Consider the following 15204-nt stretch of genomic DNA (forward strand, 5'->3'; position numbering starts at 1 on the left):
TTTTTCATACTTTCTTATTATAACGGATTGTGGTAGAAGAGGAAATTATAAATGTATTTACATCAAATGGCAATTTATGTTCATTTATACAAAAAGGGATTATGGACGGATTGAACCAAGGAAATTTTCATGGATTTCTAGCTCATGTACAGCTCTTCGCGATCAGATAAAAGAGGATATAGAAAAATTTCCATCCATCTTGGGTTTTATGAATGCTTCTATATGACCGTTTTAATACTTTCCAAGATATCGTGTACCCAAACATGTTTTGGATCTATGTTTTGGTATTTGTTCCGTGATTTCGTACACCCAAACACGCTTTGGATCTATGTTTTCGCATCTCCACCATGATTTCGTACACCCAATCCCCCTTTGGATCTACGTTTTCGCATCTTCTCCGTGATTTCGTACACCCAAACACACTTTGGATCTACGTTTTCGCATCTCCCCCGTGATTTCGTACACCCAAACACGCTTTGGATCTACGTTTTCGCATCTCCTCCATGATTTCGTACACCCAAACTCGCTTTGGATCTACGTTTTAGTATCTCCTCCGTGATTTCGTACACCCAAACACACTTTGGATCTACGTTTTGGCATCTCCTTCATGATTTCGTACACCCAAACACACTTTGGATCTACGTTTTCGCATCTCCTTCATAATTTCGTACACCCAAACCCCCATTGGATATACATTTTCGTATCTCCTCCGTGATTTCGTACACCCAAACACGCTTTGGATCTATGTTTTCGCATCTCCTCCATGATTTCGTGCACCCAAACACGCTTTGGATCTACGTTTTCGCATCTCCACCGTGATTTCGTACACCCAAACACGCTTTGGATCTATGTTTTAGTATCTCCTCTGTGATTTCGTACACCCAAACACACTTTGGATCTATGTTTTCGCATCTCCTCTGTGATTTCGTATACCCAAACACACTTTGGATCTACGTTTTGGCATCTCCTTCATGATTTCGTACACCCAAACCCCCTTTGGATCTACGTTTTGGCATCTCCTCCGTGATTTCGTAGACCCAAACACGCTTTGGATCTATGTTTTGCTACTTTCCAACATTTTTGAGGTCTATGAATGCTTTTATATGACCGTTCCAATGATTCCTTAGCTTTTTCAGGCATTATAAACTCCCCTATATGACCATTCCCATGACTTTTCCTTATTTACGGGCATTTAACGGACTGGATTACAAGTCCTACGGTGAGAAATTAGGTATAAGAGCATTCATTTCCCCTCGATCACTTCCACAAACTTCGTCGAAGCTGGTGACAACGGCACACTTTTTAAAAAGCAGACGCCGACACTTCTTTTTGGAATGCTCTCGGATAATTCAATTTCATATAATAAGCCACTATCTAGATAATCCATGGAAAATTCCTTTGTAACACAGGCGATTCCTAGGTTTATTTTGGCAAATTCTAATAATAGATCATGGGAGCCTAATTCAAATTCGGGTTCAACTTGGATTCCTTTTGATCGTAAATAATCCTCCATATATTTCCTAGAATTTGATTTAGGTTCCAATAAGATTAGGGGATATTTTACGATTTCCTCTAAGTTAACTGGCCCCATTACATGCTTTTTATACTCCTGCCCACATACAAAGATATCATGAATATCCATACACGGGATTTGCTCTAAGCTCGGATCCTCAATCGGGAAATTACAAATGGCGACATCGACCCCACCTGATTTTAAAAGAGAACACATTTCCAAGGTCGTCCCATTGACGATTTTAAAGCTAATATTGGGATAGCGATTATGGAAGGTCTCTAAATAAGGAAGCAGAAAGTGTCGAGAAATCGTATCTCCTACCCCAATCTTTAATTCACCTGTTGTCAGATTTTTAAATTCGATTATTTTTTCCTCGCCTGTTTCAATTAGATTGATCGCCGATTGGACATACTCAAAGAGAATACTTCCCTCCTTTGTGAAAGATACTCCTTTCGGTGTACGATTAAATAAGCGGATTTCTAATTCACTTTCCAGCTGCTTCATGGCTTGACTAACAGCTGGTTGTGTCATATACAATTCCTTTGCTGCCTTGGAAAAGCTCTTATCTTTCCCTACCTGACAAAACACTTTATATAGATCTAATTTACTTATCATATAACCACCCCTTATAACCGTCATTCCATATATTAATTTTACTTATATCATTGTATTATTGTATATTACAAGTAGAAAGTATGATTATTAACTTTTATTTTAAGGAGCGGTCATATTGGAAAGAGTTGTTGGAACAATAGCCAGAGGTCTTCGTTGCCCGATCATTAATCAAGGGGATCAAATTGAAGACATTGTTGTCGATAGTGTATTAAAGGCTGCTGAGGTTGAAGGCTTTCAAATTCAAGATAAAGACATTGTTTCCATCACAGAATCAATCATTGCCCGAGCTCAAGGGAATTATGCAACAGTCGATCATATTGCAAAAGATGTTCAGGCAAAATTCGGTGATGAACCGATTGGCGTCATCTTCCCGATTTTAAGTCGAAATCGTTTTGCCAATTGTTTGCGCGGTATTGCGAAAGGCGCGAAAAAGATTATTTTAATGCTAAGTTATCCTTCTGACGAGGTGGGAAACCATCTAGTGGATATCGATCTGCTTGATGAAAAGGGTGTGAATCCATGGACAGATGTGTTAACGGAGGAACAATTCCGTAACCATTTTGGCTTTATCAAGCATACCTTTACAGGGGTCGATTATATTGAGTATTATAAGTCTCTGATTGAGGACTGTGGCACTTCCTGTGAAGTGATATTCTCCAACAATCCAAAGACCATTTTAAACTATACAAAAAATGTTCTCACATGTGATATTCATACAAGAGAAAGAACGAAAAGAATTTTGAAAGCAAATGGCGGAGAAAAAGTTTACAGCCTAGACAATATCCTTTCGAAATCTGTTGATGGTAGTGGCTTTAACGATGTTTATGGTCTTCTAGGTTCAAATAAATCAACAGAGGACAAGGTGAAACTTTTCCCGCGGGATTGTCAACCAATTGTCGACCAGATCCAACAGACGCTAAAAGAGAAGACCGGTAAAACAGTAGAAGTAATGGTATACGGGGATGGAGCTTTTAAAGATCCTGTCGGGAAAATATGGGAACTTGCCGATCCAGTCGTATCTCCAGCCTACACAAAGGGACTTGAAGGAACGCCAAATGAAGTAAAATTAAAGTATTTAGCGGATAACAACTTCGCCGATTTAAGAGGGGAAGAACTCCAGCAAGCAATCAACGAATTTATTGATAATAAAGGTGAAGACCTTATTGGTGCGATGGAAGCTCAAGGAACAACACCAAGAAAATTAACCGATTTGATTGGTTCTCTCTCTGACTTAACATCAGGAAGCGGTGATAAAGGCACACCGATCGTCTTTATCCAAGGGTATTTTGATAATTATACAAGTTAATAATAAGGACCGAGTAAAGGAAGCATATCTTACTCGGTCTTTTTTGCATTGATCTATTATCCCACCGGAACCCCTTGATGAGATAACAATCTCTCATATATTTCCCGATACTCCACAGCCGAAGCATTCCAACTAAAATCAAGCTTCATGGCCCTTTCCACTAACATTCCCCATCTTTTAGGCTGAAAGCGATATAGCCAAATGGCTCTTTCAATCGTATAGAGCATGTCATGGGCATTATAATTCGTAAATGAAAAGCCATACCCCTCATTCGTAAATTCATTGTACGGCATGACAGAGTCACGCAAGCCTCCTGTTTCCCGGACAATCGGCAAGGTGCCATAGCGTAAGGCTAAAAGTTGACCGATCCCACAAGGTTCAAATTGTGAGGGCATCAGGAAGAGATCAGAACTAGCATAAATTCTCCGCGCTAACCCCTCATCAAAATGATTTTGAAAGGAAACCTTTTCTGGGTACTGTGCGGCTAATTCCCTAAAGGCCTGTTCATATTTCTCTTCTCCTGTTCCGAGCAAGACAAACTGAACGCCGATGTTCATGATTTCATGAAAGACGTGGAGGACAAGATCCAAGCCTTTTTGCTCGACCAAGCGGGTGACCATGGAAATAACCGGAATTTCCTGATCTACAGATAAACCTAGATATTCTTGCAACCTTTCCTTATTTTCCCATTTTCCTTTTATTTCTTCATAATTTTCATCAATAAACGGGTCTGTCACTGGATTATAAAGATCTGCGTCGATCCCATTTAGGATCCCTTTCAGTTCATCCTTTCTTTTTCGTAAAAAACCATCAAGCTGTTCACCATAATAGGGATCTTGAATTTCCTGAGCATAAGTCGGACTCACGGTCGTGACAAGATCTGAATAAGCCAATCCAGCCTTTAAATAACTGACATTCCCATAAAATTCTAGACCATCCATATGAAAATACAATTCACTTAAATCCAATAAATTGGCTAAAACCGACTTTGGATACACTCCTTGATAACGTAAATTATGTATCGTGAAAATCGTGCGAATGTGCCGATAAAACGGGTGATGATGGTAGTGGGCCTTTAATAAAACACTAATAGGACCTGCTTGCCAATCGTGACAATGGATAATATCTGTTTCATCCTCTAAATGAGGCAAGGCCTCTAATACCGCTCTGGAATAAAAGGCAAAACGTTCCCCATCATCGAAAAATCCGTAGCTGCCATGCCGTTTAAAATAGTATTCATTATCTAAAAAATAGTAGTGAATCCCTTCAATGGTCATCCGCTCAATCCCACAATATTGTGATCGCCAGCCAACAGGTACTTCGATGCTTGTTATAAATTCCATCTGCTGTTTATATTCAAAGGGTAGATCCTCATATTTGGGTAAAATCACACTCACATTCACTTCTTGATCTCGCAAAGCCTTTGGTAATGCCCCAATGACATCACCAAGTCCGCCTGTTTTTATAAATGGCACACATTCTGAAGCCGCGAATAATACATTCATAAACGTCCTCCATTAAACGATTTCTGCCTTTTTAATTACCTTTGGCTCTACTTCCCCAACCAAAGCTTTGTTCTCACTAATTTTTGCGTGTTTATCCGCAATAATATTTTCTACATAAGCACCTTCTTCAATTGCCCCCTTTTGCATAATAATACTATTCCGGACAATCGCTCCTTTCTTCACGGCCACTCCGCGAAAAAGCACGCTATTTTCTACTGTTCCTTCAATTTCACAGCCATTGGCAATAAAGGAATTGGATACATTGGATGTCGCAGAATATTTAACAGGTGCCTCATGTTTGACTTTTGTGAATATATTCCATTGTTCATAAAAATAAGAGCGGATGACGTCTGGATTTAAAAATGCCATATTGCTTTCATAATAGCTTTCCATTGAGTGAATAAAGGGCATATGACCTTGAAAGGAGTACCCTTGGACATGAAGCTGATCAAGATTAGCCTTAATGCCATACTTTAGGAAATCATGTTCATTATTTTGATAGCATAACTCAATCATTTCGATAAATAATGACTTTTTCAGGATATAGGTTTCCAAACAAATCGGGTCCCCGCTACGCGGAACTGAATACATCTCAATATCCGCCAGACTCCCGTCCTCCCGTAATCGGCATTTATGATAGATTGGTTTTCGAATCGAGTCCCCGTCATAATGTTTGTATAGGACCGTTATATCTGCTTGGCTGTTTTCATGATGTAGAATCGCGTCCTGATAATCGATTTTACCAACATGATAACCCGGCGAAAGAACAATGACTTCTGCCGGCGAACGACGGAACATTTCAAGGTAATCATAGAAAGCCGGAATATCTCCGTTTGACTTTTGATCTGGATGAACGGGAGGCAGCAAAAACAAGCCACCATTATGCCTGTCTAAATCCCACTCTTTTCCCGAGCCCAGATGATCCATAATTGAACGGAATTTTCCATTCGTAAAAACAGCCACCTGCTTGATCCCTGCATGCGTAAAATTGGACAAAGTAAAGTCAATCAACCGATAGCGACCAGCGAATGGAACCGAAGCCAAACTGCGCTGTTCTGTTAATTCCTTTAAAAATGGCTTTTCATTTATTAAATTAATAACCCCTAAAACGTTCATCTCCAACTCCCTTTCCTTATATCACACGTTTTGAACTTTTGCTGAAACCATTTGGCAGCTCCCAAAAAGAGTAATTTCCTGCGACTGATTTTCGGGCCCAATGACAGCTCCATCTTCAATCACTGCCCCTTTTCCAATAATGGCTCGCTCGATCTTCACGTTTTTCCCAATTCTTACATTTGGCATAATCACGGAGTCCTTAATCAAGGAACCCGCTCCAATATAAGCATTGTACGATACGACCGAGTGCTCAACCGTTCCGTATATAATCGATCCCTCATTAATAAGGGACTGGCTTACTTTCGCTCCCTGAGCAATATATTGAGGGGGATGATTCGCATTCCCTGCATAGATGCGCCAGTTAGGATCATCTAATTCGAATCCAGTATCATCATCGAGAAAGTCCATATTGGCTTCCCATAAGCTTTGGACCGTCCCTACGTCTTTCCAATAACCGTTAAAACGATAGGCATATAGTTTTCTTTGATCCGCAAGCATTTTCGGGATAATGTCTTTTCCAAAATCATTTGATGATGTCTGATTCCGATGATCCTCAGTTAAATAATGTTTTAGCCATCCCCAGTTAAATAAATAAACCCCCATAGACGCGAGATTGCTCTGCGGAAAGGATGGTTTTTCTTCAAATTCAATAATTCTATCAGTTTGGTCTAGGTTCATAATGCCAAAGCGATGAGCTTCGTTCCAAGGTACTTGGATGACCGCGATCGATGCATCAGCTCCCTTTTTTATATGAGCTTGAAGGAGCTTGTTGTAATCCATTTTGTAAATATGGTCGCCAGATATGACAAGGACATACTCAGGATCATATTGATCAATAAAATGAGAATTATGGAAGACTGCATTGACCGTCCCTTTATACCAATGATCGCCATCTTGGCCTTTATAGGGAGGAAGAACAGAGACACCTCCAGAGCGGCAATCTAAATCCCACGCACTTCCCTCGCCAACATAATGGTTCAAGACATGGGGCTGATACTGTGTTAACACCCCAACCGTATCAATGCCAGAATGTGTACAGTTACTTAAAGTGAAATCAATAATACGGTATTTTCCACCGAAGGGAACAGCAGGTTTTGCGATTTCCCTCGTTAATCCTCCAAGTCGAGTCCCTTGTCCACCTGCAAGTAACATAGCTATCACTTTTTTAGACACTATAAAAACCACTCCTCCGTCGTTTTTTTGTTTGCTTCATTAAGATGATCATTCCTAGTGGGGGAACGGTAACTTTCATACTATATCGTTGGTTATGATATGGGTCCTGATCCACCTTTATCGCTTTTGGATTATGCTGATTGGAGCCTCCAAACACCGCTAAGTCACTATTGAAGACCTCTATATAACTACCACAGGATGGCACGCCAATCGTATAGTCCTCATAAACATTCGCACTGAAGTTACAGAGGACAATACAGTAATCCCCCTTTTTCTTCCCCTTCCTCATAAATGTGATCACACTTTGTGTAGCATCATCTGGATCAATCCATTCAAATCCTTCCTGTTCATGATCTAATCGCCATAAACAACTTGTTTTTTTATAAAAACGGCTTAACGTCTTAAAATACGTAGAGAACTTCTGGTGATATTCAAATTCAAACAGATTCCAGTCTAGCTGTTCTAAATCTTTCCATTCGTCAAATTGGGCAAATTCACTCCCCATAAATTGGAGTTTTTTCCCAGGATGTGTAAAGAAATACCCAAATAATAAGCGTAATTGCGCGAATCTCTGCCAATAATCCCCTGGCATTTTATTCAGTAATGAGCGTTTACCATGCACCACTTCATCATGCGAAAAAGCGAGAACAAAGTTTTCCGAGAATGCGTAAAAGAAGGAAAATGTTAGTAGATGATGATGAGCTGGACGCGCTGATATGTCCATCTTCATATAGCGGAGGACATCATTGGTCCATCCCATATTCCATTTGTAATTAAAACCAAGACCCCCAACATAGGTTGGAGCACTCACCAACGGATAATCTGTTGCCTCCTCTGCCATCATCAGAATCCCGGGGTATTGTTCAAAGACAACTTCGTTTAATTTTTTTATAAACGCAATCGCTTCAAGATTTTCTTCTCCTCCTAGATGATTTTTCAAAGGGATAGACCCCGCATTATCATGATTCAAATAAATCATCGACGAAACAGCATCAATTCGGAAACCATCTATATGAAAAACATTCAGCCAAAACATCGCATTCGAAATAAGAAAGCTCGTTACTTCCGGCTTACTAAAATCAAAATTATATGTCCCCCAATTTCTGCGTTCCGCTTGATCAGGGTGGATGGGTTCATATAGTGGGGTTCCATCAAAACGGCCAAGTCCGTGGGCATCTTTACAAAAATGAAGAGGAACCCAATCCATAATGACTCCTATTCCGTTTTGATGGCATTGATCAACAAAATACATAAAATCCTCTGGAATGCCGAAGCGACTGGTGACCGAGTAATACCCCGTAATTTGATAGCCCCATGAACGATCATATGGATGTTCCATTAGCGGCATGCACTCGATATGGGTATACCCATGCGCCTGCACGTATTCAATCAGCTCAGCTGCCAACTCACGATAGGAATAAAAACGGCCATCCTTTTTCTTTTTCCATGTTCCTAAATGCATTTCATAAACGAGCATGGGCTGATGATAATGATCTTTTTTCTTTCTTTGTTCCAACCATTTCTGATCTTTCCACTGATATGTATCCAATTGATAAATAATCGATGCCGTATTCGGTCTCCTTTCTGAATAAAATGCATAGGGATCAGCTTTCAGTATCATTTCATTGGTTGTTTTCTTGATTTCGTATTTGTACAGAAACCCCTCTTTTAATCCGGGAATAAATAATCCCCATATCCCTGAATGTTTGATCCTTTTCATGACTGCCTGAGAACCATCCCATTGGTTGAAGTCTCCCACAACGGACACCGATAGGGCATTGGGAGCCCAGACGGCAAAGCGCACACCCTTGACCCCATTTATGGTCACAACATGCGCCCCCAACATTTTATAAGATTCATAAAGCGTTCCCTCATGAAAAAGATAGCGCTCGTAATCACTTGGGAGCCATTCCTCTACACCACCTATCATTGCTTGCAATCTGACACCTCCACTATCCTATTTAACTTTTCCTGGAAATATTCCATATTTATTTTTATGGCGAAAAAGTCCTTCCACTTTAACGCAGGAGAGCTCAGGAAAATTAGGTTTTATTCTTTTGTAAATATGATTCCGTATTTTCTAAACAGAACCTACATAATCTATTTCGTTGCGAAAAATGCGAATCCTTCGATGAAAAATCACTAGTTTTGTCATTTGATTGGGGAAATGCGGCGTGTCTGTGATAAAAGCTATCGTTACCACTTTTGACTCTCTTTCCTAATTTTGGTCTCAATTAGCGCTTATCGTTACCACTTTTACTCTCTTTTCACAATTTTGGTCTCGATTAACGCTTATTCGTTACCGCTTCTTCTGATGAACAGATCATTTACGCACACAAATAACCCTGAATCTCTTTTGTAAGATTCAGGGTTTTATATCTTTGCATTAATAAATGTTTACGAATTCCCACTTGGTATAGCCGTTTGAAAAGATTGTACTCTCGTTAAAAATAAATAGGAGAGGGCAACGGACCAAGCAAGTGGTGTATTTCCATTGGGTTCATTTTTTCCGCCAATATATAATTCGGGTACTTCCCAATTGTCAGGTATATTTCGGATCGTTTTCTCCGCATATTCATTGACTTTATGGCTCATCCCTAACTCACTGTAACATAGGCCCAGCCATGGAAATCCAAAAGACCATTCCGCTTCTTTTCCCTCATTGTAATATTGATCATGTTCGTATCGAATACAACCTCTTTCCCTCTCCAGACGCTCCGATACTTGCTGAACAATGGTAAGGGCTGTTTTTCGGTCGACCAATCGATACGGGTAAATTAAGGAAAGTAAGGCTAAATCTACTTCTTTTGTTTCACTTTCTCGCGGTAACAAAAAGCGTAATGTTTCTTCTCCTTTACGAATAAGGTCTGCTTTTACATCGACCAACATTTTAACAGCTTTTAATCCTGCCACACAGGCACCTACACTGGAAGCATGCAGTTCAATGTTTTCTTCCCACATACCGTTATCTTCTGCTTGCCAATACTGTAAACACTCTAGATAATCAACAAGCTTTTGCACAATCCGTAAATCTGCCTCATCCCTAATGACCTTTCGCCCATGCTTCATTCCTTCTCCTACTCCCCATAAAAAGGCACCAATGGCATCATTCTGAGCGTGACCCCACTCCACATCGATCTCCTTTAAATCCGTTGAATACCGAGAGTGAATATATTCAAATAAATAAACTGGCTTCTTTTCTGTATGAATATCAATTTTCCATTCATAGTCTTTGAATAAATTGAACAAAGCATGATAGGCTTTTTCATAACGTCCCGATCGGTCATGTAAAAACGGTAATACCGTATAAACAACATCACGAATCCATACATAATTGTAATCTTTGGAAAGACTGGCCATATAAGCACCATTGGGCAGACGCATTTTATCAATGACTTGAAGGGCCATTTCCATATTCATCGTGAACCACCTCCAATGAGTTCTCATGTAGCTCATTGTTAACATTTCTCCATTTTATAAACCCTTATTTAAAGTTTTTAAACTAGGAGTAGGGAACCCGCTGATGAAAACGCTTTGTATTATATTCTATGTATAAGCCTTCATTTTGGGATTCACAATGGGAAAATGGGCGATCAATTTGCAAGAAGAATTCATCTCAAAAAAAACTAAACTAGTGAAAATCAATCCTCTATCCCCATAAACCTTTTGGTATAACGAATCCACTCCCTTGCCGCAAAAGATAAATAGCGATCTTTTCTCCAAATAATCCCTAAGCGCCAGGGAATAACTGGTTCAATAAGCGGGATGACCGTGACCTGATCTTCATTCACCTGTCTACAAATCGTTTCCGGGAGAAGGGCGATTCCAAGATTCGCAACGACCATTTCACTAATCAAATCCCACTGGGAGCTTTCGCAAATAATATTTGGGTGGAACCCTGCTCGTACACACTCTGTAATAATCCGATCATGCAAAGTAAAATCTCTTCGAAAGAAAACAAAGGGTTCTTTCTCTAATTCAACTAGTTGTACTACTTCCTTTTGACTAAGAGGATGATTAGGGTGGGCTAACAACATGAGCCGTTCATTGACAAAGGAAAAAGAGTGAAATCGTTCCTGATTCACAGGCAAGACGACAACACCTAAATCAAGCGTACCATTTTGGACATCCTCTTCTATCTTCACAGCCCCATCCTCTACTAGATGAATGGAAATATTCGGGTAATCCTGATGAAAGGCTTGAATCACATTGGGAAAATAACGTGAGCCCACCATAGGTGGTAAACCAATATGAATGGAGCCCTTTTTTAAATTCATTAAATCGTCTAATTCAGCGGATAAATTTTGAAAGGATTTAATAATATTCTGTGCCTGAACAAGAATGATTTCTCCGGCATCTGTCAATTTAACTTGTTTTCCTGATCGATCGAAAAGAGTAACACCTAGTTCCTCCTCTATATTTCGAACCATTTTACTAATGGTTGGTTGGGTGACATATAACTTATTAGCTGCACGAGTAAAATTTCCCTCCCTTGCCACAGCCACAAAGTACTTTAAATGCTGTATATCCAATCTACACAAACCCTTTCATTACTTTTATGAATAGTAACCATTCTAAATATTCATTTTACCTATAATGGGGCTCCTTGTATACTTATGAAGGAAAACAACTTAGAAAGGCAGTCATCATGAAAAAAATGCTCATCGGTATTACGCAAATTTTATTATTATGTAGCTATACTTTAATCTTGGAGAAAATCTCGGTCCTTCTTCATCTAAAAGTACCTGGAAGTATATTAGGTTTAATTCTTTTATTTATTTTACTACAAACGAAAGTGGTGAAATTAAAGTGGATTGAGTTAGGAGGGAGTTGGTTGGTTGCCGAGTTACTCCTATTTTTTATTCCCTCTGCCGTTGGGGTGATTCAATATAAACAGCTATTATTAACCAATGGCTTTAAAATTATTGCGGTGATTTTCGTCAGTTCCTTAGCTGTGATGATGGGTTCGGGTTTATTAGCTAACAAATTAACACGTCGTAAGGAGGTCAAAGTCAAACATGCTGACACCGCTCTTCCTCCTGCTCACCATTAGTGCCTATTGGGGGGCCAAATGGTGTTATCAAAAAACCAAAAAGTCTTATTTAACACCGCTATTAATTGCTCCCCTAGTGATTATAGCCGTATTATTTCTATTTCAAATTGAGTACACAACTTATCATCAAGGAGCCCAATGGCTAACAAAAATATTACAACCTGCAACAGTGGCCTTAGCCATTCCGCTTTATCGTTATTTTCCGATCCTAAAAAAACATTTGCCTGCCATCGTGCTTAGTGTATCCCTAGGGTCTATATTGTCTATATTCGTGTCCTTCTCTATGGCCAGTTTGGTCCATTTAAATAAAACATTAATCCCTAGCATTCTCCCTTACTCGATTACGACCCCAATCGCAATGAGCGCTTCTGAGAAATTAGGCGGCGTCCCCGCCATAACAGCTGTTTTTGTGATTATGACGGGGATTTTCGGGATGATATTTGGGCCTTGGGTCATTCGCCTGTTTCGGTTGAGAAGCGATATAGCGAAAGGAATCTTGTTAGGAACAAGCTCACATGGATCAGGTACAGCGAAAGCCTTAGAATTAAGTCCGATCTCAGGTGCCGTTTCCAGTGTGTGCATGGTGTTAGCCGCCCTTCTCACTTTTTGGCTATCTCCATGGGTTTATTTGAACCTAGTGAACTAAAACAAGCGGTGCTTGTCGCCGCTTGTTCCTACTTTCATCGTACATGGTTCTGAGTAATGCAAAATTTTGGTGGGTAAAGCCGCCATGCTTTTTGTTCTCATCCGAAAGGGGCTTCCCCTTTTATGGAAGCCCCCATGTCTATCAACAATCAGCCGGAGTCTGATGAAGGGGTGGAGGAATCAACCAGCCCTTTTCCTTATTCAGACGAAGAACTTTAGCGCCAAATGCTGCCTTTTGAGTATGCATTTGTCCAAACATCATCGCAATATCCTCTCGAATCGATTCGCCCATGATCGTACTGCATGCCACCAAACCGGCAGCCACATCTGCCGCTAATGAAGCAGCAATCTCTTGATCCATGAATCGCGCACCCACTGGAATACTTTCCAAATTTGCCTTAGGGCGCTCTGGTGGAGTTGGTGGCAAACCAACACCATTTTCTTTTAATAATGCTTCGATCTGTTTGACTTCTTGTTCTTTCTGCTTGAGAGCTTCTTCCAGTAACTCATGAAGATCCGTATCTCCAGTATGATTTAAATGTGTTTGGTAACAAGCAATCATTCCTTTTGCTCCAACTAAAAAGGACCATATACCAAATACCTCTCCATAATGCATCGGTTCATTCTGTGGATTCCCATTGTAGCCTCCTCATTTGTGTTACTGTGCCTTTATAATAGGCGCATCCTTATCTTTCCTCCAGTTTAAAAAATCCATTCATCTTCAAAAAAACTTCTCATTCAAAAGGAGACTAAATTAGTGCAAGTCCAAAATATATGAGGTTCATCCGTGAAAATAGTCCCATGCAAACAACGAGTGAACAAGGTAGTCACTCGTTGTATTTTTACAATTGATCCGTTTTCTTCCATTCATCCTCTAACAGACCATAAATCACCCTGTCATGATACTTACCATGGAGAAGCTCAAAGTCTCTAATCATACCTTCCCTTTTAAAACCTAATCGCTCCGGGATCGCCTTACTTTTTTCATTTTTAGTTGCCATCTTGATTTCAACTTTATGCAGACCTAAATCAGTGAAGGCGTGATCTATCAGTAAGGCACAGGCTTTTGTCGCGAGACCGAGCCCTTCAAATTCCTTCCCTAACCAATAGCCAACTTCTGTCTTTTTATTGCCCCAATCTATATATAAAAAACCAATGGAACCAGCGATTTGCCCTTTGTACCAAATGCCTGCCCAATAGCCATCGCTAGAGGCAAATCTTTTTAGGGATTTCTCTATAAAAATCCTCGTATCCTGTACTTCGTTTGTGAAAGACGGAAACGAAAGCCACATTCCGATACTTTCTCGACTTCTATCGATTAAAGCAAATAATTCATCCGCATGCCTTGGTTCTAATATCGCGATGTACGTATTGGAATCGATCACAGCTTTATACAATTGTTGTCCTCCAAACATTTACACCTATATTAACATTTGACCACTCCCATGTCTAAAGACCATGGGATTCTTTTTCGCAAACATTTCCCTTACAAACCTCCAGGGAGGGTGCAGAGGGGAAACTTGGGGCGAACAACACTGGATAATCCTTTCCAGTGGGCAAGGTCTGTGCCGACTACGCCATCCGTATGGCGATACTTTTATCTCTCTTAGCTTATTCTTTGGATTTCTTGCTTTTTCTCTAAAGAGAGAAAACGTTTGTACCAAATCGGTTGTTTATAGACAACCGAGATAAGCGTTTTAACTGCCATCGGATGCTTTTTACGGGCAATGTTTTGGGCACCGTTAACATCACGATGGATTTCTGTTTGATGAACAGAACAAATAAATCTTCTTCCTTTTGCTTGATGTTTCCCACCGCAAAATGGACAGGATTGCGAAGTATAACTCTCCTCAGTTTCTTCGACTTTGATCCCTTTTTGTTGTGCTTTATACGTTAGTTTCTGTTTGATTTTCCCTTGATTCCACAAGGAAAGCTGTTGTCTTCTTGTTTTGTTATGCTTTCTTTTTTTCTTTGGATCCTTTTTGGTCTTTTTCTCTATACCCGACACATTCCCAATCACGAAATGAGTGATTCTTTCTTCCTCCAGAAAGGAGACAATTTCCTTGGTCGTTTTATGTTCCAATGCCTCAAGCTGATTCTTACTCTTTTGACGAATACGATTTCGCGCTTGCTTATACTTCTTCCACTGCCGGGAACCTTGTTTACAACGAGACATTTTCTTGTTCAAATCGGCTAGTACCTTCGCACGATATTGCGCAATACTCCTCATCGCTCGCCCTGATACCAATAAGGCTTTGTCCTCTGTAGCAGCTGCCAC

Annotated in this window: 12 protein-coding genes and 1 pseudogene; 3 read left to right on the forward strand and 10 right to left on the reverse strand. The window is 40.1% G+C overall.

Annotation, left to right across the window (positions count from 1 at the left end):
- Positions 1-1243: 1243 nt before the first annotated feature.
- Positions 1244-2128 carry a LysR family transcriptional regulator gene (locus KI363_RS03385; RefSeq protein ID WP_158323317.1) on the reverse strand — a complete coding sequence of 295 codons (885 nt, stop codon included), beginning with the start codon at positions 2126-2128 and terminating at the stop codon, positions 1244-1246.
- A 115-nt stretch (positions 2129-2243) separates the two neighbouring features.
- On the opposite strand from KI363_RS03385, the gene KI363_RS03390 reads away from it, so the two are divergent.
- Positions 2244-3434, forward strand: coding sequence for a coenzyme F420-0:L-glutamate ligase (locus KI363_RS03390; RefSeq protein ID WP_158323316.1), 1191 nt, complete (start codon positions 2244-2246; stop codon positions 3432-3434).
- Positions 3435-3490: 56 nt separating this feature from the next.
- Here the strand turns inward: KI363_RS03390 and glgA are convergent, their stop codons facing one another.
- The 6 genes from glgA to cidR form a co-directional block, all read right to left on the reverse strand.
- The gene (gene glgA, locus KI363_RS03395; RefSeq protein WP_212965508.1) at positions 3491-4939 is read right to left on the reverse strand and encodes a glycogen synthase GlgA; all 1449 of its coding nucleotides are present in this window, start codon (positions 4937-4939) and stop codon (positions 3491-3493) included.
- Between the two features lie 12 nt (positions 4940-4951).
- Complete coding sequence (gene glgD, locus KI363_RS03400; RefSeq protein ID WP_212965509.1) at positions 4952-6055, reverse strand: glucose-1-phosphate adenylyltransferase subunit GlgD; 1104 nt, start codon at positions 6053-6055, stop codon at positions 4952-4954.
- A 21-nt stretch (positions 6056-6076) separates the two neighbouring features.
- On the reverse strand, positions 6077-7231 hold the full coding sequence (locus tag KI363_RS03405) for a glucose-1-phosphate adenylyltransferase (RefSeq protein ID WP_212965572.1): 1155 nt from the start codon (positions 7229-7231) through the stop codon (positions 6077-6079).
- Positions 7221-9158, reverse strand: coding sequence for a 1,4-alpha-glucan branching protein GlgB (gene glgB / locus KI363_RS03410; protein ID WP_212965573.1), 1938 nt, complete (start codon positions 9156-9158; stop codon positions 7221-7223). Before glgB ends, KI363_RS03405 begins: the two co-directional genes overlap by 11 nt.
- A gap of 467 nt (positions 9159-9625) precedes the next feature.
- A complete protein-coding gene (locus KI363_RS03415; protein WP_158323313.1) occupies positions 9626-10648 on the reverse strand; it encodes a glycoside hydrolase family 15 protein in 1023 nt (340 codons plus the stop codon).
- 221 nt (positions 10649-10869) lie between these two features.
- Positions 10870-11760 (reverse strand): cidABC operon transcriptional activator CidR, encoded by an 891-nt coding sequence (gene cidR / locus KI363_RS03420; RefSeq protein ID WP_158323312.1) that lies wholly within the window; start codon positions 11758-11760, stop codon positions 10870-10872.
- A gap of 116 nt (positions 11761-11876) precedes the next feature.
- On the opposite strand from cidR, the gene KI363_RS03425 reads away from it, so the two are divergent.
- Together KI363_RS03425 and KI363_RS03430 are read left to right on the forward strand one after the other, a co-directional pair.
- Entirely contained in the window at positions 11877-12281 is a 405-nt protein-coding gene (locus KI363_RS03425; protein WP_158323311.1) for a CidA/LrgA family protein, read from the forward strand.
- Entirely contained in the window at positions 12247-12927 is a 681-nt protein-coding gene (locus KI363_RS03430) for an LrgB family protein (protein ID WP_212965510.1), read from the forward strand. Before KI363_RS03425 ends, KI363_RS03430 begins: the two co-directional genes overlap by 35 nt.
- A gap of 141 nt (positions 12928-13068) precedes the next feature.
- Here the strand turns inward: KI363_RS03430 and KI363_RS03435 are convergent.
- The 3 genes and pseudogenes from KI363_RS03435 to KI363_RS21940 all read right to left on the reverse strand — a co-directional run.
- A pseudogene (locus tag KI363_RS03435) lies at positions 13069-13575 on the reverse strand (DUF3231 family protein); the annotation flags it as partial.
- A 193-nt stretch (positions 13576-13768) separates the two neighbouring features.
- A complete protein-coding gene (locus KI363_RS03440; RefSeq protein WP_246516734.1) occupies positions 13769-14323 on the reverse strand; it encodes a GNAT family N-acetyltransferase in 555 nt (184 codons plus the stop codon).
- Positions 14324-14532: 209 nt separating this feature from the next.
- Complete coding sequence (locus KI363_RS21940; RefSeq protein ID WP_246516735.1) at positions 14533-15204, reverse strand: RNA-guided endonuclease TnpB family protein; 672 nt, start codon at positions 15202-15204, stop codon at positions 14533-14535.

It is taken from the genome of Lederbergia ruris (assembly GCF_018332955.1).
Taxonomy (GTDB): domain Bacteria; phylum Bacillota; class Bacilli; order Bacillales; family Bacillaceae_C; genus Lederbergia; species Lederbergia ruris.